Source organism: Streptomyces aureoversilis, from assembly GCF_042657885.1.
In the GTDB taxonomy this organism is placed as follows: Bacteria; Actinomycetota; Actinomycetes; order Streptomycetales; family Streptomycetaceae; genus Streptomyces; species Streptomyces aureoversilis.
The window spans coordinates 44,423-64,953 of record NZ_JBHSKJ010000028.1 but is presented as its reverse complement, the minus strand read 5'-3'; the positions used below and the strand labels follow the sequence as shown (position 1 = coordinate 64,953).

The window sequence follows — 20,531 nt, the reverse complement described above, 5'->3', positions numbered from 1 at the left end:
GCGCCCTCTCGTACGGGAGGGCGCCCGTCAGCCGGCGCGCGGGAAGGCGTCCGTCAGCGCTCCGTGAGGCGGCCCTCGGAGACCTCGATGCGGCGGGTCGTACGGACCGCGTCCAGCATCCGTCGGTCGTGCGTGACCAGCAGCAGCGTGCCCGTGTACGAGTCCAGCGCGGACTCCAGCTGCTCGATCGCCGGCAGGTCGAGGTGGTTGGTCGGCTCGTCCAGGACCAGCAGGTTGACCCCGCGCGCCTGCAGCAGGGCCAGCGCCGAACGCGTCCGCTCGCCCGGCGAGAGGGTCACCGCCGGGCGCAGCACGTGATCGGCCTTCAGCCCGAACTTGGCCAGCAGCGTCCGGACGTCGGCGGGCGCGAGGTCGGGGACGGCCGCGCCGAAGGCGTCCAGCAGCGTCTCCGTGCCGAAGAACAGGGCCCGCGCCTGGTCCACCTCGCCCACGACGACGCCCGGGCCCAGCGCCGCGTGCCCCGCGTCCAGCGGCAGCCGGCCGAGCAGGGCCGCGAGGAGCGTGGACTTGCCGGAGCCGTTGGCGCCGGTCACCGCGATCCGGTCGGCCCAGTCGATCTGCAGGTCGGCGGGGCCGAAGGCGAAGGACCCCCGGCGCACCTCGGCGCCGCGCAGCGTGGCCACGACCGCGCCGGAGCGCGGCGCCGCCGCGATCTCCATGCGCAGCTCCCACTCCTTGCGGGGCTCCTCGACGACCTCCAGCCGCTCGATGAGCCGCTCGGTCTGCCGGGCCTTGGCGGCCTGCTTCTCGGTGGACTCGGTGCGGAACTTGCGGCCGATCTTGTCGTTGTCGCTCGCCTTGCGGCGGGCGTTCTTGACGCCCTTCTCCATCCAGTTCCGCTGGGTGCGGGCGCGGTCCTCCAGGCCGGCGCGCGTGTCGGCGTAGTCCTCGTAGGCCTCACGGGCGTGCCGGCGGGCGGTCTCGCGCTCCTCCAGGTAGGCGGCGTAGCCGCCGCCGTAGAGGCGGACCTGCTGCTGGGCGAGGTCGAGCTCGAGGACCTTGGTCACCGTGCGGGTCAGGAACTCGCGGTCGTGGCTGACCACGACCGTGCCGGCGCGCAGCCCGGTGACGAAGGACTCCAGGCGGGCGAGCCCGTCGAGGTCGAGGTCGTTGGTGGGCTCGTCCAGCAGGAAGACGTCGTAGCGGCTCAGCAGCAGGGAGGCGAGCCCGGCGCGGGCGGCCTGGCCGCCGGAGAGGCTGGTCATGGGCCGGTCGAGCCCGACGGACAGCCCCAGCGTGGCGGCGACCTCCTCGGCGCGCTCGTCCAGGTCGGCACCGCCGAGGCCGAGCCAGCGGTCGAGGCCCGTGGCGTAGGCGTCGTCGGCGCCCGGCGCGCCGTCCACGAGCGCCTGCGTGGCGGCGTCCAGCTCGGCCTGGGCCCGGGACACCCCGGTCCGGCGGGCGAGGAACTCCCGCACGGTCTCCCCCGGCCGCCGCTCGGGCTCCTGCGGCAGGTGCCCCACGGTGGCCGTCGGCGGGCTGAGCGAGAGCCCGCCCTCCTCCGGCACGTCCAGCCCGGCGAGCAGCCGCAGCAACGTGGATTTACCGGCCCCGTTGGCACCGACCAGACCGATGACGTCCCCGGGCGCGACGACGAGGTCGAGCCCGGAGAAGAGGGTGCGGTCGCCGTGTCCGGCGGCGAGACTTTTGGCGACGAGAGTGGCACTCATAACGGGTCGACTCTAACCGGAGTGGTGGAGGGGGCCGTACCGGATTTCGCGGGCGGTCCGGATGGCTCCCGGGCCGGGGCGTCTCGGGTGTCCCGGCCCGGGGGTGCCGGTTACGGCACGTGCACCAGTGGCGGCACGTTCAGCCCGTGCGGTGTCGTGGGCTCGGTGCGGGGGCCGCCCGTGGTGGCGCGGGTGAATGCCGCGTAGCCGCCGACCAGGGGCAGGGTTGCCGAGGTGCGGCGGAGGTCCAGCTTTACGTGCGGGGTGGTGGAGGCGGGCTCGATGAGGCCGGCGTCGGTGCCGGCGACGATCAGGGCCAGGCGGTGGCCCGCCGGGACGACGTGGTCGGTGGCGGCGAGGTCGAGGGTGATGGTGTACGGCTTGCCGGGGGTCAGGGGGCTGCCCTTGCCGGAGCCGTCCCAGTGGCCGAGGTCGGCCCAGCCGCGGCTGAAGACGGTGTGGCCGACCTGTGCCTTCGTGGCCTCGGTGCGCTTGTAGCAGGCGCTGTCGCCGGCGTTGCCGCTGCCCCAGCAGGTGCGGTCGTCGAGGGTGCGGATGCCTTCGCCGCGGGCGGCGTAGTCGCGGATCCCGGCGGGGCCGAGGTCGACGAGGACGGCGGACAGGTGGGCCGAGGCCGTGGACGGGGTGACCGTCAGGCGCACGGCCGAGGAGCCGGACAGGCGCAGGTCGCGGCTGAGGGGCGGGGTGACGAAGCCGGCCTTGCCGGGGGTGGAGCGGTCGATGCTCGCGGCCCAGTCGCTCTCGTTCAGCCTGGGGTCGTCGGTGAACTCGGCGGTGGCGCCCTGGGGCGCGGGCTTCAGGCCGAGCGTGCCGACGCCCGCGACGGGGCCGGCGGCGGGGCGCAGGGTGGTGGGGCGGGTGTCGCGCGGCGGCCAGACGCGGTCGGTGGACCACTGGTCGGGGGCGCGCTCGACGTCCGCCATGGGCTCGCGCTCGACGCCGTTGTCGTAGCCGAGGAGGTAGTGGTCGAACCAGCGGTGCAGGGTGGGCACCCACGCCTCGCGGCGGAAGTCGAAGGGGTCGACGTGGCCGGCCTGGGAGAGCCAGACCTTGCGCTCGACGCCGTTCTCCGCGAGGGCGTCCCACCACTGACCGAAGTGCTTGGTCCGTACATTGAGGTCCTGCAGGCCGTGGACGGCGAAGACGCTGGCGCGCACGTTCCCGGCGTCCTTGACGTAGTCGCGGGCCTCCCACAGGGCCGTCCGGTCGCCGTTGCGCGGGGCGCCCTCGGCGAGCTCGCGCTGTACGGCCTGGCAGCGGCCGCGGGCCTCGGGGCTCTCGATACGGTCGGAGAGGCCGTCGGGGCCGCCGTCGTAGAGGGCCGCGCCCCGGGCGAAGTAGTAGTCGTACCAGGAGCTGATGGCGCCGATGGGGACGATGGTCTTCAGGCCTTCGACGCCGGTCGCGGCGACGGCGTTGGCGACGGTCCCGTCGTAGCTCTTGCCGATCATGCCGACGGCCCCGGTGGTCCAGCCGGCCGTGACGGGATCGCTCCCCGCGCGGGTGGCGTAGCCGCGGGCCCGGCCGTTCAGCCAGTCGACGACGGCCTTGGCCGACTGCACGTCGGACCGGCCGCCGATGTCGACGCAGCCGTCGGAGCGGTTGGTCCCGGCGAGGTCGACGAGCACCACGGCGTAGCCGCGCGGTACGAAGTAGTTGTCGTAGTACAGCGGGAACCCGGCCGGCTTCCCCTGCGCGTCGTAGGTCTTCTTCTGGCTCTCGTTGCCGCGGCCGCAGCACGAGTAGTACGGGCTCGCGTCCATGATGACGGGGACCCGCCTGCCCTGTTCGGCGGCCTCCCGGGGCCGGATGACGTCGACGGCCACCCGGTCGGACCTGCCGTCCCCGTCGGCGTCCACCCGGGTGTCGACCCAGACGGATTCGCGTATGGCGCGGTCGTACGAGTAGACCGGGGTGCTCTCCTTGCCGCGCGGCGGGGCGGCCTGCGCGGCGCCGGGCGGTGACACGAGCACCGCCACCAGGGCGGCAAGTGCCGCCAGTACGAGTGAAGTCCAGGGTGCGCGGGCGTCCCGCGGGCGTCTGATCACGGGCGGACGGTAACGCCGACGGGGCCCGGAACAGAAGGGGTTGCGGCAGCTTCAGGAGTTGACGGCCGCCCCGCCGCATGACGCGCGCATGTCGATCACATGTCGGAACGCCCCATGGACATACCCCCCTCGACGGTGAGTACATAGGCTTCCGAGTGATCGTTCTCCTCTACGAGTTGGAGTGACTCGTGCGTCGTCACAGACTCATCGTTCCGAGCACGGCCGCTGCCGCCTTCCTGCTGCTCGCGGTCCCGGCGTCGGCGGCCGACGCCACGCCCGGCGCCCCGGGCGCCGGAGACTCGTACTACCCGGAAGACGGCAACGGCGGGTACGACGTCTCGCACTACGACCTGCGGCTGAAGTACCAGCCGAAGACGGACCGGCTGGAGGGCACGGCGACCCTGCTCGCCACCCCCACCCAGGCCCTGTCCCGCTTCAACCTCGACTTCACCCTCGACGTGAGCGAGGTCCTGGTGGGCGGCAGGAAGGCCGCGTACAAGCAGTCGGGCGCCCACGAGCTGGAGGTCACCCCGGCCGGCCCGCTGGAGCAGGGCAAGCCGGTCAGCGTCGTCGTGCGCTACAGCGGCACCCCCTCCACCGTGAAGATCAACGGCTACACGGCCTGGAAGCGCACCCCGGACGGCGCGGTCGTGGCCCAGGAGCCGCAGTCGGCGGCCTGGTGGTTCCCGAGCAACGACCACCCCACCGACAAGGCCACCTACGACGTTTCCGTCTCCGTACCGGACGACGTCCAGGCCATCAGCAACGGCGTGCTCGCCTCCCAGTCCTCCAAGCTCGGCTGGACGCGCTACAACTGGCGCTCCACCAAGCCCCAGGCGAGCTACCTGACGACCCTGGCCGTCGGCAAGTTCGACATCACCACCGGCACGACGGAGAGCGGCCTGCCGGTCGTCAACGCCTACAGCAAGGACCTGGGCGAGAACCTCCCCTCGGCCAAGGCCAGCATCGAGCGCACCGCCGAGATCACCGACTGGGCGAGCACGGTCTTCGGGCCGTACCCCTTCAACGCCGTCGGCGGGTACGTGCCGAACGTCAAGTCGTCCTACGCCCTGGAGACCCAGACCCGGCCGTTCTACAGCCCGGCGTCCTTCACGAGCGGCGCGAACCAGCAGATCGTCGTGCACGAGCTCGCGCACCAGTGGTTCGGTGACAGCGTCTCCGTCAAGGACTGGCGCGACATCTGGGTGAACGAGGGCTTCGCCACCTACGCCCAGTGGCTGTGGTCGGAGAAGGAGGGCGAGGGCACCGCACAGGAGCTCGCCGAGTACGTCTACAACGGCATCCCGGCCGACAACGACTTCTGGAAGGTCAAGCCGGGCGACCCGGGCGCGAACCGCCAGTTCGACCGCGCCGTCTACAACCGCGGCGCCGTCGCCCTGCAGGCGCTGCGCAACACCGTCGGCGACAAGACGTTCTTCGCCATCCTCAAGCAGTGGACGACGGAGAACCGTTACGGCAACGCCTCCGTGCAGGACTTCGTGAAGTTCGCCGAGAAGGTCTCCGGCAAGAAGCTCGCGCCGCTCTTCGACACCTGGCTGTTCCAGCCGTCGAAGCCGAGCACGCTGCCGGCTCCGGCCGGCACCGGCCCCGCCAAGGCGGCGAAGTCGCTGAAGGCCGGCGTCACCGCGCCCAAGTCCTGGAAGAAGATCCAGGACGCGGAGCGCGCCCACCGGCACTGACCGGTCCTGCACTCAGGCCCGCCGTACCGCCGCCGCCCCGCGCGCGCATGCGGTACGGCGGGCCGCCGCCGGTTTCACAGCGCCGGTGGCACAGCAATACTGTTCGACACCGACAGGTGCGGAACAGAGAGCGAGGTGCCGCCCATGGCCGCGCAGACGGAGACCGGGGAAGCGACCCTGACGGTGGACGAGCTGGCCGCCCGGGCCGGGGTGACCGTCCGCACCGTGCGCTTCTACAGCACCCGGGGGCTGCTGCCCCCGCCCGAGATCGGCCCGCGCCGGGTCGGGCGCTACGGGCCCGGCCACCTCTCGCGGCTCGCCCTGATCGAGGAGCTGCAGCACCAGGGGCTCACGCTCGCCGCGATCGAGCGCTACCTGAACCGGCTCCCCGAAGGCCTCACCCCCCAGGACCTGGCCATCCACCGCGCCCTCGTGGCCTCCTGGACGCCCGACGGGGCCGAGGAGACCACCCGGGAGGAGCTGGAGAGGCGGGCGGGCCGCGCCCTCACCGAGGAGGACGTCGACCGGCTGGCCGCGCTGAACGCCCTGCAGCGGGGCGAGACCGCCGGCTCCTACCTCGTCGACCCGGCCCTGCTCCACCTGGGCGTCCGGCTGCTGGACGTCCCGATCGCGCCGGAGACCGTCCTGGCCGCCCGCAGCGTCCTGCTGGAGCACGCCCGCGCCACCGCCCGGGAGCTGACGCGCCTGTTCCGCGACGAGGTGGAGACGCCGGACGTCGCGGCGATGAAGTCGCTGTCGGCGCACATGCAGCCGCTGGTGGTCCAGGCGCTGGTCACCGCGTTCCAGCGCTCGCTGAACGAGGAACTGCGCGCGGCCTACGAGGAGGCGGCCGGGCCGGCCGCCTGACCGGCGCCGTGGGCACCCGCACCTGCGGGCGCCCACGGCGCCCGCCCTTCTAGAAGCGCTCCCCCTTCTCCGCCTTCTCCACCAGCAGGGGCGACGGCTCGAACCGCTCGCCGTACGTCGCCGCGAGCTCCCGGGCGCGGGTCACGAAGCCCGGCAGACCGCCCTCGTAGCCGTTGATGTACTGCAGCGCGCCGCCCGTCCAGCCGGGGAAGCCGATGCCGAGGATCGAGCCGATGTTGGCGTCCGCGACGGAGGTCAGGACGCCCTCCTCCAGGCAGCGGACGGTGTCCAGCGCCTCGGAGAACAGCATGCGCTCCTTCATGTCCTCGAAGGGGATCCGCACGTCCTTCTTCGTGAAGTGCTCGCGCAGGCCCGGCCACAGCCCGGCGCGCTTGCCGTCCGCGTACTCGTAGAAGCCCGCGCCGCCGCTGCGCCCCGGGCGTCCGAACTCCTCGACCATGCGGTCGATGACCGCGTCCGCGGGGTGCGGCGTCCACGTCTCGCCGGCCGCCTCGGCCGCCCGCCGGGTCTCCTCGCGGATCTTCCGGGGCAGGGTGAGGGTCAGCTCGTCCATCAGGGAGAGCACCTTGGCCGGGTAGCCGGCCTGCGCGGCGGCCTGCTCGACGGAGGCCGGGTCGGCGCCCTCGCCGATCATCGCCACGCCCTCGTTGATGAAGCGGCCGATGACGCGCGAGGTGAAGAAGCCGCGCGAGTCGTTGACCACGATGGGCGTCTTGCGGATCTGCCGGACCAGGTCGAAGGCGCGGGCCAGGGCCTCGTCGCCGGTGCGCTCCCCCTTGATGATCTCCACGAGCGGCATCTTGTCGACGGGCGAGAAGAAGTGCAGGCCGACGAAGTCCACGGGCCGCGCGACGCCCTCGGCGAGGAGGGTGATGGGCAGGGTGGAGGTGTTGGAGCACAGCAGGGCGTCGGGCGCGACGACGTGCTGGATCTCCTGGAAGACCTTGTGCTTGAGGGCCGGGTCCTCGAAGACCGCCTCGATGACGGCGTCGCAGCCCGCCAGGTCGGCCACGTCGGCGGTCGGGGCGATCCGGGCCAGCAGCTCGTCCCGCTGGGCCTCGGTGGTGCGGCCCCGGGCGAGGGCCTTGGCCAGCAGGCCTTCGGAGTAGGCCTTGCCCTTGCGGGCCGCTTCGTCGGAGACGTCCTTCAGGACGACCTCGATGCCGGCCTTGGCGCAGGCGTAGGCGATGCCCGCGCCCATCATGCCGGCGCCGAGGACGGCGACCTTGCTCACCTGGCGGGGGGAGACGTCCCGCGGGCGGCTGACGCCGGAGTTGACGGCCTGGAGGTCGAAGAAGAACGCCTGGATCATGTTCTTCGCGGTCTGCCCGGTGACCAGCTCGGTGAAGTAGCGGGCCTCGATGAGCTGCGCGGTCTCGAAGTCCACCTGGGACCCCTCGACGGCGGCCGCCAGGATGTTGCGCGGGGCCGGGTAGGGGGCGCCGCCGAGCTGCTTCCTGAGGTTGGCGGGGAAGGCCGGGAGGTTCGCGGCGAAGCGCGGGCTGGCCGGGGTGCCGCCGGGGATCCTGTAGCCCTTGACGTCCCAGGGCTGCTGCGACTCGGGGTGCGTGTCGATGAACGCGCGCGCCTTGGCGAGGAGTTCGTCGCGGTCGGCCGCCAGCTCGTGGACGAGCCCGGCCTCCAGGGCGCGGCGCGGGTCGTACTGCGTGCCCTGCAGCAGCACCTTCAGCAGTGCGTCGGTGATGCCGAGGAGGCGTACGGTGCGGGTGACGCCGCCGCCTCCGGGCAGCAGACCGAGGGTGACCTCGGGGAGGCCGATCTTCGAGCCGGGGGCGTCGAGGGCGATGCGGTGGTGGCAGGCGAGCGCGATCTCGTAGCCGCCGCCGAGGGCCGCGCCGTTGACGGCCGCGACGACGGGCACGCCGAGGGTCTCGATCCGGCGCAGGTCGCGCTTGATCGTCATGCTCCCCTCGAGGACGCTCCCGGCGTCGGCGGGGGTCGCGGCGATCAGCTCGCGCAGGTCGCCGCCGGCGAAGAAGGTCTTCTTCGCGGAGGTGAGGACGACGCCGCGCACCGACTCCTTCTCGGCCTCCAGCCGGTCGGCGACCGCCGTGAGGGACGCCTTGAAGGCGTTGTTCATGGTGTTGGCGGACTGGTCGGGGTCGTCCAGGACGAGGGTGACGATGCCGTCGTCGCTCCGCTCCCAGCGGATGGTGTTGCGCTCGCTCATGTCGGTGCTCTCCATGGGGGATTGTCCTCAATCGCCGGACAGGGGAAGGGGGGCCGGCCCGGGGCCCGCCGGAGGCTATACGCGCTCGACGACGGTGGCGATGCCCATGCCGCCGCCCACGCAGAGGGTGACCAGGCCGTACTGCTTGTCCTGGCGTTCGAGTTCGTCGATGACGGTGCCCAGCAGCATGGCGCCGGTGGCGCCGAGCGGGTGGCCGAGGGCGATGGCGCCGCCGTTGACGTTGATCTTGTCGAGGCCGATGCCCATCTCGCGGGCGAAGTGCAGCACCACGGCGGAGAAGGCCTCGTTGACCTCGATCAGGTCGATGTCGCCGATGGTCAGGCCGGCCTTGGCGAGCGCCTTGCGGGAGGCGGGGGCGGGGCCGGTGAGCATGATGGTGGGGTCGGAGCCCGAGACGGCGGCGGAGACGATGCGGGCCCGCGGCGTCAGCCCGTGGCGCTCGCCGGTCTCGCGGTTGCCGATGGCGACGAGGGAGGCGCCGTCGACGATGCCGGAGGAGTTGCCCGCGTGGTGGACGTGGTCGATCTTCTCGACCCAGTGGTACTGCTGCAGGGCCACGGCGTCGAAGCCGCCGGCCTCGCCGATCGTGGCGAAGGAGGGCTTGAGCCCGGCCAGGGTCTCGACGGTGGTGCCGGGGCGGGGGTGCTCGTCGCGGTCGAGGACGACGAGGCCGTTGCGGTCGCGCACGGGGATCACGGAGCGGTCGAAGCGGCCGGCCTTCCACGCGGCGGCGGCGTTCTCCTGCGAGCGGGCGGCGAAGGCGTCCACGTCCCGCCGGGTGAAGCCGCCGAGGGTCGCGATCAGGTCGGCGCCGATGCCCTGGGGCACGAAGTTGACGTCGAGGCTGGTCATGGGGTCGTTGAACCAGGCGCCGCCGTCGGAGCCCATCGGCACCCGCGACATCGACTCCACGCCGCCGGCGAGGACGAGGTCCTCCCAGCCGGAGCGGACCTTGGCCGCGGCGAGGTTGACGGCCTCCAGGCCCGAGGCACAGAAGCGGTTCTCCTGCACGCCGGCGACGGTGTCGGGCAGGCCGGCGGCGATCGCCGCGATCCGGGCGATGTCGGAGCCCTGGTCGCCCAGGGGGCTCACGACGCCGAGCACGATGTCGTCGATCGCGGCCGGGTCCAGGCCGGGCAGGCGGCGGCGCAGCTCGTGGATGAGGCCGACGACGAGGTCGACGGGCTTGGTGCCGTGCAGGGCGCCGCTTGCCTTGCCGCGGCCGCGCGGGGTGCGGATCGCGTCGTATACGTACGCTTCGGTGCTGCTCAAGGTCGTGGGCCTTTCGGGGCGGGGGACGCTGGTCGGGGGTGGATCAGGAGAGCAGGGAACGGCCGATGATCTCCTTCATGATCTCGGTGGTGCCGCCGTAGATCGTCTGGATCCGGCCGTCGGTGAACGCCTTGGCGACCCGGTACTCCGTCATGTATCCGTACCCGCCGTGCAGTTGCAGGCAGCGGTCGGCGACGCGCTTCTGCAGCTCGGTCGCCCACCACTTGGCCATGGAGGCGTGCACGGCGTCGAGCGTGCCCGCGGTGTGCTCGGCGATGCAGCGGTCCAGGAAGGTGCGGGTGACGGCGCACTCGGTGGCCATCTCGGCGATCTCGAAGCGGATGTGCTGCAGCTTGGCGAGCGGACGGCCGAAGGCCTCGCGCTCCTTGACGTAGCCGGTGGTGAGCTCCAGCAGGTGCTCGGCGGCGGCGATCCCGGCCACGGCTATGTTCATCCGCTCCTGGGCGAGGTTGGTCATCAGGTGGACGAAGCCGCCGTGGAGCTCGCCCAGCAGGTTCTCCTTGGGCACGCGCACGTCGTGGAAGAACAGCTCGGCGGTGTCCTGCGCCTTCTGCCCGATCTTGTCGAGGTTGCGGCCGCGCTCGAAGCCGGCCATGCCGCGCTCGACGACGAGCAGGCTCAGGCCCTTGGCCCCGCCCTCTGGCGTCGTGCGCGCCACGACGACCACGAGGTCGGCGAGGATGCCGTTGGAGATGAAGGTCTTGGAGCCGTTGAGCAGCCAGTGGTCGCCGCGGTCCTCGGCGGCGGTGCGGATGCCCTGCAGGTCGGAGCCGGCGCCCGGCTCCGACATCGCGACGGCGGTGATGATCTCGCCCGTGCAGAAGCCGGGCAGCCAGCGCCGCTTCTGCTCGTCGGTGGCGAGGCCCGTCAGGTACGGTCCGACGATGTCGTTGTGCAGCCCGATCGCGAGGCCGGCGGCCCCCGCGCGGGTGAACTCCTCGGTGAGCACGGCGCTGTAGCGGAAGTCGCCGGTGCCCCCGCCGCCGTACTCCTCGGGCACGGCGAGGCCGAGCAGGCCCTGGCGCCCGGCCGCCCGCCAGGCCTCGCGCGAGACGATGCCGTCGCGCTCCCACTGCTCGTAGTGCGGGGCGACCTCCTTGGTGAGGAAGGTGCGTACGGTCTCGCGGAAGGCTTCGTGCTCGGCGGTGAAGATCTGGCGCTTCATGACTGCGGGCCCTTCTGGAGCGACTCGAGGCCGGGGACGTCCCAGTCCCGCGCCACCTCGGCGGTGTCCGCGCCGGGCCGCGCGGGCGGGCGGCGGACGGAGCCGGGGGTGGCGGAGAAGCGCGGGGCGGGGGCGGGCTGGGTGAGGCCGGCGTGCTCGACGAAGGTGCCGCGGGCGGCGAGGTGCGGGTGGCCGGGGGCCTCGCGCAGGGAGAGCACGGGGGCGACGCAGGCGTCCGAGCCGTCGAAGACGGCCGTCCACTCGGCGCGGGTGCGCGTGCGGAAGCGGGCGGCGACGGCGGCGCGCAGTTCCTCCCAGCGGGAGGGGTCGTCGCGGGCGGGCGCGAGCTCGGCGAGGCCGATGAGCTCCATGAACTCCGCGTAGAAGCGCTGTTCGAGGGCGCCGACCGCCATGTGGCCGCCGTCGGCCGCCTCGTACGTGCCGTAGAAGGGCGATCCCCCGTCGAAGAAGTTGGCCTCGCGCCGGTCCTGCCAGGCGCCGGCGGCCAGCATGCCGTGGAGGAGCGCGGTGAGGTGGGAGGTGCCGTCGACGATGGCGGCGTCGACGACCTGGCCGGTGCCGCCGGCGCGGGCGTGGTGGAGGGCGGCGAGGACGCCGACGACCAGGTAGAGCGCGCCGCCGCCGAAGTCGCCGAGGAGGTTGGCGGGGAAGGCGGGCGGCCCGTCGGCCGGGCCGGACAGGCCGAGGGCGCCGGTGACGGCGATGTACGCGATGTCGTGGCCGGCGGTGTCGGCGAGGGGACCGTGCTGGCCCCAGCCGGTCATCCGCCCGTAGACGAGGCGGGGGTTGCGGGCGAGGCAGGCGTCGGGGCCGACGCCGAGCCGCTCGGCGACGCCGGGCCGGTAGCCCTCGATCAGTACGTCGGCCCGGGCGGCGAGGCCGAGGACCGCGCGGCGGCCCGCGGGGGTCTTGAGGTCGGCCGTCACGGAGCGCTTGTTGCGGTTGGTGACGTCGCGGGACGGGGCGATGTGCAGGCCCGGGCCGCCGGGCCGGTCGACGCGGACGACGTCGGCCCCGAGGTCGGCCAGGAGCATGGCGGCGAACGGGCCGGGCCCGATTCCCGCGAGCTCGACGACGCGCACGCCGTCGAGCGGACCGCCGGCTGTCCCGGTCATCCGGACCCCCTGTGGCTTTGTGTGACCCGACTTCGCTGATACGGCTTTGGTGAGGCGGCCTTGGTGATACGACCCCGGTGATACGGCCCCGGTGATACGACGTCTGTGACACAACCGCTGTCACACCCGCGATGCTAAGAACAGGTTCCAGTTTTCACAAGACCTCGGCCCCCGGCCGCGGCCTCACATCGCTCCCCCGGCAGCGCACTTCGGGCCCGCTCAGCCCGCGTCGAGCTCGGCGATGAGGCGCTTGGGGGCGATGGTGCGGTAGCTCTCCTCCACCCAGTCGCACAGCACCTCCGCCGGGGCGCTCTCCCCGGTGAGCGGGACCGACACCCAGCCGTGTCTGCCGAGGCCGTAGGACGTGGGCGCAGCGCCGGGGACGGCCATGGCGTGGCCGTGCACCTCCTCGTCCTTGAGCTTGACCGAGATGCCGGGCGACTCGGTGTTCCCCTCCGGGCCGAGGAAGACGAAGATCTTCTTGTTGACCTTGACGACGGCGTCCTCCTCCCAGGGGAACTCCTCGACGGCGCCGGGCAGCGAGAGCGCGAATTCCCGCACCTTCGCGCGGGCCTTGAGAGGGGCGGACAAGGTCATGGGATGCCTCCGGGGTGTGCGCATGCGCCTCTGTGCCTCTTGCCCGTACAACGCTAGCCCGCGGGTCCGACATCACCGGGGATCTCCGGCTCCGCGGGGGATCACAGCAGCCCGGCCTCCGCCAGGTGGTGCCGCACGGCGTCCACGGCCGCGCCGGGCAGGGGACGCTGCGGGGCGGCCGTCGCCGGGCAGTCGATGACCCCCAGGAGGTGCAGCGCCGCCTTGAAGCCGCCCAGTGCGGACGCGCTCCCGCTCATACCAGTGAGGTCGCCAGTCCCGGCGAGCGCGAACAGGACCGCGAGCCGGTCCTGTTCGGCGGCCGCCTCGGCCCAGCGGCCCGCACGGGCGTGCTCGTACAGCCGTACGTACCCGGCCGGGTCCACGTTGCCCAGCCCCGGGACGACGCCGTGCGCCCCCGCCAGCAGGGCCCCGTCGACCGCCAGTTCGGACCCGGTCAGCACGGCGAACGAGTCGTCGAGACCGCGCCGCCGCAGCGCGACGAGGAGCCGGCGCAGCCCGCCGGAGTCGCCGCTGCTGTCCTTGAGCCCGGCCAGCGTCCCGTCCTCGGCGAGGGGCAGCAGGATCCCGGCGTCCAGCCTGGTGGGGACGGACGGGGGGATGTCGTACGCGACGAGCGGCAGCCCGGCGCCGGACCGGATGCGGCGGAAGTGGTCACGGACCTCGGCCGGGTGGGTGGCGGTGTAGAAGGGCGCGGTGGCGACGAGCGCGTCCGCGCCGGTCGCGGCCGCGGCCCGGGCGTGGTCCAGGACGCGCGCGGTGGTCATGTCGATCACCCCGGCGAGCACGGGCACCCGCCCGGCGACGGCGTCGACGGCGGCCCGCAGCGCGGTGCGGCGCCGGGCGTCGTCCAGGTAGGCCGTCTCCCCGCTGGACCCGAGCACGAAGACCGCGTGGGCGCCGGCGGCGAGCACGTGCTCCACGAGCGAGCCGAGCGAGCGGGTGTCGACCTCGCCGGACGGGGTCAGCGGCGTGCAGAGCGGCGGGACGACCCCGGACAGGGGAACGGGCAGACCCATGGCGACCGCCTTTCCGGCGCGGTACGGGCCGCGCCGAGCCTTCGGGAGGGGCGAGGTCAGTATGTCGGCGCCGTGCGCCGCCGTGGGGCCGCTCCGTCACCGGGCGGCACGTGTCCGCCCGCCACCCGTCGCCCCATCACCCGTCACCCCGTCACCAGCCCCTTCAGCGCCCGCCGGCACAGGCCGTCCGCCGCTCGCGTCGTCTCCGGGAGGCGGAAGGCGGGGGCCAGGGCGAGGGTGTGGGCGGTGGCGTTGTCGAGGCCGGTGCGGTGGCCGACGGAGACGAAGACCGGTTTGACGCCGGACTGGGTGCGCAGGGCGCGGCCCACCTCCTCGTCGCCGTCGAGGAGGGGCGAGGTGTCTCCGCGGTGCGGCCCGGGGGCCTCGTAGCGGAAGGTGAAGGGGTTCTTGGCGACGCCGATCGTCGGCAGGCCGGTCACGACGCCCAGGTGGCTGGCGAGGCCGAAGCGGCGGGGGTGGGCGAGGCCGTAGCCGTCGCAGACGACGAGGCCGGGGGTGACGCCGAGCCGTTCCAGGGCGGCGAGCACGGTGGGGATCTCGCGGAAGGCGAGCAGCCCGGGCACGTACGGGAAGGCGACCCGGCCGACGGCCGTCGCCTCCTCCACCACGCTCAGGGTGGCGGTGTCCAGGGCGACGGCGGCGGCCACGACGACGTCCCGCTCGTCGTCGTAGGCCACGTCGACGCCGACGGCAACGAGCGGCTCGCCGGGCGGGGGCCCGGGTTCGTCCAGGACGGTGCGGCCCCGCAACTCGTCCTGGAGGGCGGTCGCTTCCGCCTCGGTCGTGGGCCACCCGGGCGGTACGTCGGTTACCTCTGCCATGCTCATAGTGCGGGTCACGCTACCCGGCGGCTAGCCTGGCGATCATGTTCGTACTGGAGCTGACCTACATCGCGCCGATCGAGCGCATCGACGCCGCCCTCGCCGAGCACGTCGCCTGGCTGGACGCGCACTACGCGTCCGGCGTCTTCATCGCCTCCGGCCGGAAGGTGCCCCGGGACGGCGGTGTCATCCTCGCCGTCGGGGAGGACCGGGCGAAGATCGAGGAGATCACGCGGAGCGACCCGTTCACCGTGGCGGGGGTGTGCGAGTACTCCATCACCGAGTTCATCCCGACGAAGACGGCCCCCGCCCTGGAGTCGTACCGGCAGGAACTGCCGTCCTGACCACGGCTCCCGCCGCCCCGGGCGCGCCTACCGGGAGGTGAGCCGGGCGAGGCGCCCCTTCTCCCCCGCCGCCCAGCAGCCGCCGTCCGGCGCGCAGTCCACCGTGTCGTAGGAGCCGGTGCCGAAGGCGCGCCAGGTGCGGCCGCCGTCGGTGGTGAGGTCGCTGCCCGCCGGGCCGACCGCGAGCGCCGTGGTGCGGCTGCGCGGCAGCCAGGCGACGCCGGAGCGGTAGGAGCCGGGCGGGCGGGAGGCGGCCGTCCAGGTCGTGCCACCGTCGCCGCTGACGGCCGCGGCCCGCTCCGAGGGCTGCCCGGTGCGGTAGTCGCCGCCGACGGCCAGGCCGTGCGTCCGGTCGCGGAAGGCGAGCCCGAAGACACCGCGCGCGGAGTCGCCGGCGGGCACGGGCGTGCCGGCGACGGTCCAGGTGCGGCCGCGGTCGGCGGAGTGCAGGACGCGGGAGGACGCGGCGCCGCCGGTGGCGATCCAGGCGTCGTGCCGGCCGGAGCTCACCACGCACTGGCCGCTCGCCGCGAACGCGGCCTCGCCGGGGAGGGCTGCCGGCATGCCGCGGCCGGGCAGGACGCGCCAGCTGCGGCCGCCGTCGCCGGTGGCGAGGATGCGGAACCGGCCGTCCACGGGGTCGCCGAGGGCGATGCCGTGGCGCGGGTCGAAGAAGGTCAGGCAGTCGTAGAACGCCTTCGGATCGGTGTTGCGGAAGGTCTCCGTCCAGGTGCTGCCGCCGTCGTCCGTGCGGAAGACCCTGGACGCCTCGCCCTCGCCGATGGCCAGCACGACGGCGCGGCGGGCGTCGAACGCCTCCACGTCGCGGAATTCGAGCGCGCCCGCGCCGGGCGGCGAGACGTTTCGCCAGCTGCGCCCGCCGTCGCGGGTGAGCAGGACCGTCCCCTTCGTGCCGGCGGCCCACGCCGTGGAGCGGCTGACGGCCGCGAGCCCCCGGAAGCGGGCGTCGGTGCCGGCGTCCCTGCTCTCCCACGCCGGGCCCGCGCCCCCGCTCCCCGCACGGGCCGGTGCGGCGGTGACCGCCAGCGCCAGCACGGCGCCGGTGAGCGCCCCCGTCAGTCCGCACAGTCTGCGTAACGTCTTCCCCGTCCGTCTCATGACCGGGGAAGCTAGCCGACGCCGGGCGGGCCGTCCACGGGACCTCCGCTCCCGCCCCTGCCCGCGGCCCGTCCGCTGCCGCGCAAGCCGTCCAACGTTCATCCTTTCGGCCGGGGCGGGTGTGGCTTTACGGGCGATCCCCGGGCTCCGCGCCCCCGCCTAGCGTGAGCCCATGACGCCGACATCCCTGCTGTTCTCCCCCGCCGGGAGCGCCGCCGCCCCGTCCCGGGCCAGGCGCCGCCAGGGCTGGCTGCTGGCCGGCCTGTGCGGCCTGTGGCTGCTTGAGGGCCGCCTGCTGTCCCGGGGCGCCGTCCACGCCGAGCAGACCGGCGGCCACCAGGCCCACCTCGTCGTGTGGGCCGCCGGGCTGCTGGTGGCCCTGTGCGTGCTGCCGTGGGGCCCGCTCGCCGCGCGCGCCGCGGCGGCGATCGCGGTGTCCTGGTCGGCGACCGGGTACCTGATGGCCGCGGGCGAGCACCTGCCCGTCTGGGGGCTGACCGAGAGCGCGGCCCTGCTGGTGCTGCTCGCCCTCGTCGCGTGGCGGGTGCCGGTGCGGGCCGCCGTGCCGGCGGGCGTCGCGCTGGCCGCCGGTGTGCTGGTGGCGCCTGTGCGCGACACGGACGCGCCCGGGGCGGCCGTCGTCGTCCACGCCCTGGTCGTGGCAGGCGTCACCTCGGCGGGCCTGTGCCTGCGCTACCGGGACGGCGAGCGCGCCCGGGCCGTGGCCGCCGCGCGCGACGCCGAGCGCCTGGAGCTGGCGGGCGAGCTGCACGACTTCGTCTCCCACCACGTCGCCGCGATGACGCTGCTGGCCAAGGCCACCGGCACCGTCGCCAAGGACGAGCAGGTCGCCGCCTCCCTGCGGGACATCCAGGCGGCCGGCGACGAGGCGCTGACCTCGTCCCGGCGGCTGCTGCGCGTCCTGCAGCAGGACCAGGCCCACCGCGCGCCGCTGCCCGGGCTGGACGGGGTGAGCGCGCTGGTCGACGAGTTCCGCAGGACGGGGCCGGGCGCCGTACGCGTCGAGCTGCACGTCGACCCCCGCTTCGGCTCCGGGACAGCCCCGGAGCTGGCCGCCTCCGTCCACCGGATCGTCGCCGAAGGGCTGGCCAACGTGGCCAAGCACAGCCCCGGGGCGTCGGCCGTGCGCGTGACGCTGCGCGAGGAGGAGCGGCGCCTGTTCGTCTCCGTGCGCGACGACGGCCCCGCGGGCCGGCCGGCGCCCCCCGCGCCCGAGGACACCGGGGGCCTGGGGCTGGTCGGGCTCACCGAGCGGGCGGACGCGATCGGCGGGTCCCTGACGGCGGGGCCGGTTCCGGGCGGCGGATGGGAGGTGCTGGCGGTGCTGCCGGTGCAGCGGTAGGTGCGGTAGTGAACAGAGTGGCGTTCGGGCAGCGATTTCATGGCTGAGACGGCTTATGTCCTTTCCAATCGAAGGATCGTGATGCAGGTCACGCTTGAATCATGTGCACTGCAGCGATCGAACCGCCGTCTCTTCAGACGGCGTCTCTCCAGTCGGCGGATCCCCCCGGATCCGGTCGGCGTCCGGACGCCGGCAGGAGCAGCACGACCCGCACGTCCCGTACGACCCGCACGACCACCGCCGCACCAGCACCCCGTACCACCGCAAGGACCCGCACCACATCACAGCGATCGCGAGGGAGCACGCGTTGTCCACTGTCATCGACCAGGCTGTCCAGGCACGGCTCATTGCGTCGGCCCCGCAGGACCGCGCCGTCCCCGCGCAGCTGCGCTACGTACCCTCCGATCCCTTCGCCGTCCACATCGCCTTCCCGCCCGTGGCCTCCCTCGACGGGGCGGACGTGGAATGGGTCTTCGCCCGCGAGACGCTCGCCTGCGGCCTGATCGCGCCCACCGGGGGCGGCGACGTCCACGTGTGGCCGTGCGGGCCGGACCGCACGGTGCTGGAGTTCCATGCCGTCGAGGGCGTGGCCATGGTGCAGATCGACACCGCCGAGCTGCGGCGCTTCCTCGCGCGCTCCTACGCGCTGGTGCCGGCCGGCAGCGAGGGCGGCCGCCTGGACGTGGACGGGGACCTCGCGGCGCTGCTGCGGGAGGCCTGAGCCCGGCACGGGCGGCCTAGTGCGCCGGGCGCTCCTGCTCCTGCCCCGGTTCCTCCTCGTGCTCCTGCCCCTGTTCCTGCCCCTGTTCCTGTTCCTGCTCGGCGCGGGCCGCCGCGGCCCGCGCGTAGGAGGCGGAGATCTCCGTCTCGGCGGCGGCGCGGTCCGCCCAGCGGGCGCCGTCGTCGACGGACTTGCCGGGTTCGAGCTCCTTGTAGACCTCGAAGAAGTGCTGGATCTCCAGCCGGTCGAACTCGGGCAGGTGGCGCAGGTCCCTCATGTGCTCGTGGCGCGGATCGGACGAGGGGACGCACAGCACCTTGTCGTCCTCCCCCTTCTCGTCGCGCATGCGGAACATCCCGATGGCGCGGCATCTGATGACGATCCCCGGGAACGTCGGCTCGCCCGCGAGGACGAGGGCGTCGAGCGGTTCGCCGTCGGCACCGAGGGTCCGCTCGATGTAGCCGTAGTCGGCGGGGTAGCGGGTCGAGGTGAACAGCAGCCGGTCCAGGCGGATGCGGCCGCGCTCGTGGTCCATCTCGTACTTGTTGCGGCTGCCTTGCGGGATCTCCACGACGACGTCGAAGTCCACGGGGCTCCTCCGGAGGGGGTAGGCCGGACGGACGGGCCCATCGTGTCGTGGTTCCCGCGCCAGGGCCATACCTCCTCGCGGAGGGCGCTCACGGACAACGGCGGCCCCGCCGCGCCCGGCGCCTGACGCCGCCGTCACAACCCGCCAACCTTCCGGACACGCCCGGCCCGCCTCCCCTTCGCCACGGCACCGCCGGAACGCGCCATCGCGGCTTATCGCCGCTGCGGCGGAAGTTGGTTTCCCGGCGCCCCGGACACCGGCAGAGACCACCCAACCCTCGGCACGGCACCGCCGGAACGCCCCGTCCCGGCTGATCACCGTCGCGGCGGAAGTTGGTTTCCCGGCGCCCCGGACACCGGCAGAGACCACCCAACCCTCGGCACGGCACCGCCGGAACGCCCCGTCCCGGCTGATCACCGCTGCGGCGGAAGTTGGTTTCCCGGCGCCCCGGGCACCGGCAAGGACGGCCCCGGCGTGGAAGGCCGAGCCCCCCTCCCCCGCGACGTCACACCGCCAGTCCGCGTCCTGCCGGCTGATCACCCCCGCGGCGGAAGGGGTTTCGGGGCGTGCCCCGTAACTCCCGTCGCTGCAGTGCTCGGTGGGCTATTCCTGCTTCGCCGTGGCGTGGGTGAGGCCTCGGCGGGCGCGGGGGACGGTGCTGGTGGTGTCGGAGGGGTGGGGGGCGGCGCGGGGTGGGGTGAGGCGGCTGAGGGTGACCACGCCGGCTGTGGCGACCGTGCCGGCGAGGATCGCCAGGAGCCCGCCCGTCACCCCGTACCGGAACGTTTCTCCCAGCACCGCCGTCCCTACGGCCGCCGCCACCACGGGGTTCACGGTGGTCACCGTCGCCAGCGGCGCCGCCAGGCCCGCTCCGCGGTAGGAGGCCTGGGACAGGAGCATGCCGCCCGCGGCGAGGACGGCGGTGACCAGCGCCGTGAAGACGAAGAACTCCGTCCTGCCCGAGGTCCAGTCCTGCGCGGCGGCCTTGGTGAAGACGGAGGCCATGCCGAAGGCGACGCCCGCGGCCGCGGCCAGCACCACTCCGTGGACCACGGCCCGCCGCGCCCAGTGCGCACCGAGCGCGAGGACCGCAGCCCCGGCGACCGCCACGGCGGCGAGGCCGGGCCGCTGGGCGGGGTCGAGGGTCTCGGCGTGCGGCGGGCCGGTCAGGCTGAGGAGCCCGGCGAGCCCGGCGGTGGCCAGCAGGGCGCCGCGCCACCCCGCCGCGCCGACGGGTCTGCGGGCGGACACCGCCGCCAGGGGCAGCGCGAAGACGATCGTGAGCGCTCCCAGGGGCTGCACCAGGCTCAGCGGCCCGTAGGCGAGCGCCAGTACGTGCAGCCCCGCGCCGAGCCCGGTCAGGGCGACCGCGCCCCACCAGCCGGGCCGGCGCAGCGGCCCGCAGGGCCCGCCCGGCGTCGTGGCCGCGACGCGCTCCTGCACGACGGCCGCGGCCGCGTAGGCCACGGCCGACACCAGGCAGAGCAGCACCGGCAGCAGGAGCGGGCTCACACCGCTCTCCGCCACCGCCGGGGCCCGTGGCCCTTCACGCCTGTCGTGCCTGTCATGCCCTTCATGTCTCCACCATGCCTCGCGCCCGCCGCGTCCGTCGTCGTCCCAGGGGACGGATCCGGCCCTCATACCGGGGGAGTACGGGATGACCCCGAGCGCGCACACTGCGTATCCGTCCGGCGTCGGCCGTCGTCCGCCCGGCCTTACTCCCGCGGGAGTACCAACCCCCCTGTTGCACCCGGCGGATTAGCTT

Annotated in this window: 16 protein-coding genes and 1 pseudogene; 5 read left to right on the top strand and 12 right to left on the bottom strand. The window is 73.9% G+C overall.

What is annotated here, in order from left to right; translation table 11 throughout:
• Positions 1–53 precede the first annotated feature (53 nt).
• Complete coding sequence (locus ACFPP6_RS33430; protein ID WP_382050294.1) at positions 54–1,691, bottom strand: ABC-F family ATP-binding cassette domain-containing protein; 1,638 nt, start codon at positions 1,689–1,691, stop codon at positions 54–56.
• 110 nt (positions 1,692–1,801) lie between these two features.
• Positions 1,802–3,760, bottom strand: a complete 1,959-nt coding sequence (locus ACFPP6_RS33425) for a Xaa-Pro dipeptidyl-peptidase (RefSeq protein ID WP_382050292.1) — start codon at positions 3,758–3,760, stop codon at positions 1,802–1,804.
• Between the two features lie 188 nt (positions 3,761–3,948).
• Between ACFPP6_RS33425 and ACFPP6_RS33420 the strand changes: the two genes are divergently transcribed.
• Together ACFPP6_RS33420 and ACFPP6_RS33415 are read left to right on the top strand one after the other, a co-directional pair.
• Positions 3,949–5,460: a M1 family metallopeptidase gene (locus ACFPP6_RS33420; RefSeq protein ID WP_382050290.1), complete on the top strand. Its 1,512-nt coding sequence runs from the start codon at positions 3,949–3,951 to the stop codon at positions 5,458–5,460.
• Between the two features lie 144 nt (positions 5,461–5,604).
• Complete coding sequence (locus ACFPP6_RS33415; protein WP_382050288.1) at positions 5,605–6,327, top strand: MerR family transcriptional regulator; 723 nt, start codon at positions 5,605–5,607, stop codon at positions 6,325–6,327.
• 49 nt (positions 6,328–6,376) lie between these two features.
• Here the strand turns inward: ACFPP6_RS33415 and ACFPP6_RS33410 are convergent, their stop codons facing one another.
• The 7 genes from ACFPP6_RS33410 to ACFPP6_RS33380 form a co-directional block, all read right to left on the bottom strand.
• The gene (locus ACFPP6_RS33410; protein ID WP_382050335.1) at positions 6,377–8,539 is read right to left on the bottom strand and encodes a 3-hydroxyacyl-CoA dehydrogenase NAD-binding domain-containing protein; all 2,163 of its coding nucleotides are present in this window, start codon (positions 8,537–8,539) and stop codon (positions 6,377–6,379) included.
• A 75-nt stretch (positions 8,540–8,614) separates the two neighbouring features.
• A complete protein-coding gene (locus tag ACFPP6_RS33405; RefSeq protein WP_382050286.1) occupies positions 8,615–9,832 on the bottom strand; it encodes an acetyl-CoA C-acetyltransferase in 1,218 nt (405 codons plus the stop codon).
• Between the two features lie 43 nt (positions 9,833–9,875).
• Positions 9,876–11,018 (bottom strand): acyl-CoA dehydrogenase family protein, encoded by a 1,143-nt coding sequence (locus ACFPP6_RS33400; protein ID WP_382050284.1) that lies wholly within the window; start codon positions 11,016–11,018, stop codon positions 9,876–9,878.
• Positions 11,015–12,154, bottom strand: coding sequence for a CaiB/BaiF CoA transferase family protein (locus tag ACFPP6_RS33395; protein ID WP_382050282.1), 1,140 nt, complete (start codon positions 12,152–12,154; stop codon positions 11,015–11,017). Before ACFPP6_RS33395 ends, ACFPP6_RS33400 begins: the two co-directional genes overlap by 4 nt.
• 219 nt (positions 12,155–12,373) lie before the next feature.
• Positions 12,374–12,751, bottom strand: a complete 378-nt coding sequence (locus tag ACFPP6_RS33390) for an MmcQ/YjbR family DNA-binding protein (protein WP_382050280.1) — start codon at positions 12,749–12,751, stop codon at positions 12,374–12,376.
• 101 nt (positions 12,752–12,852) lie between these two features.
• A complete protein-coding gene (locus ACFPP6_RS33385; RefSeq protein ID WP_382050278.1) occupies positions 12,853–13,788 on the bottom strand; it encodes a dihydrodipicolinate synthase family protein in 936 nt (311 codons plus the stop codon).
• A gap of 143 nt (positions 13,789–13,931) precedes the next feature.
• A complete protein-coding gene (locus ACFPP6_RS33380; protein ID WP_382050276.1) occupies positions 13,932–14,630 on the bottom strand; it encodes an endonuclease V in 699 nt (232 codons plus the stop codon).
• A 44-nt stretch (positions 14,631–14,674) separates the two neighbouring features.
• Between ACFPP6_RS33380 and ACFPP6_RS33375 the strand changes: the two genes are divergently transcribed.
• The gene (locus tag ACFPP6_RS33375; protein ID WP_382050274.1) at positions 14,675–14,974 is read left to right on the top strand and encodes a YciI family protein; all 300 of its coding nucleotides are present in this window, start codon (positions 14,675–14,677) and stop codon (positions 14,972–14,974) included.
• A 27-nt stretch (positions 14,975–15,001) separates the two neighbouring features.
• On the opposite strand, the gene ACFPP6_RS33370 is transcribed toward ACFPP6_RS33375, so the two are convergent.
• Complete coding sequence (locus tag ACFPP6_RS33370; RefSeq protein ID WP_382050272.1) at positions 15,002–16,093, bottom strand: WD40/YVTN/BNR-like repeat-containing protein; 1,092 nt, start codon at positions 16,091–16,093, stop codon at positions 15,002–15,004.
• Between the two features lie 172 nt (positions 16,094–16,265).
• On the opposite strand from ACFPP6_RS33370, the gene ACFPP6_RS33365 reads away from it, so the two are divergent.
• Entirely contained in the window at positions 16,266–17,456 is a 1,191-nt protein-coding gene (locus ACFPP6_RS33365; RefSeq protein ID WP_382050270.1) for a sensor histidine kinase, read from the top strand.
• Between the two features lie 307 nt (positions 17,457–17,763).
• Entirely contained in the window at positions 17,764–18,177 is a 414-nt protein-coding gene (gene ssgD, locus ACFPP6_RS33360; RefSeq protein ID WP_168091666.1) for a spore wall synthesis regulator SsgD, read from the top strand.
• A 109-nt stretch (positions 18,178–18,286) separates the two neighbouring features.
• Here ssgD and ACFPP6_RS33355 read toward each other — a convergent pair.
• Positions 18,287–18,766, bottom strand: a pseudogene (locus ACFPP6_RS33355) (inorganic diphosphatase); the annotation flags it as partial.
• Between the two features lie 603 nt (positions 18,767–19,369).
• Positions 19,370–20,278, bottom strand: coding sequence for a DMT family transporter (locus tag ACFPP6_RS33350; RefSeq protein WP_382050265.1), 909 nt, complete (start codon positions 20,276–20,278; stop codon positions 19,370–19,372).
• Between the last annotated feature and the right edge of the window lie 253 nt (positions 20,279–20,531).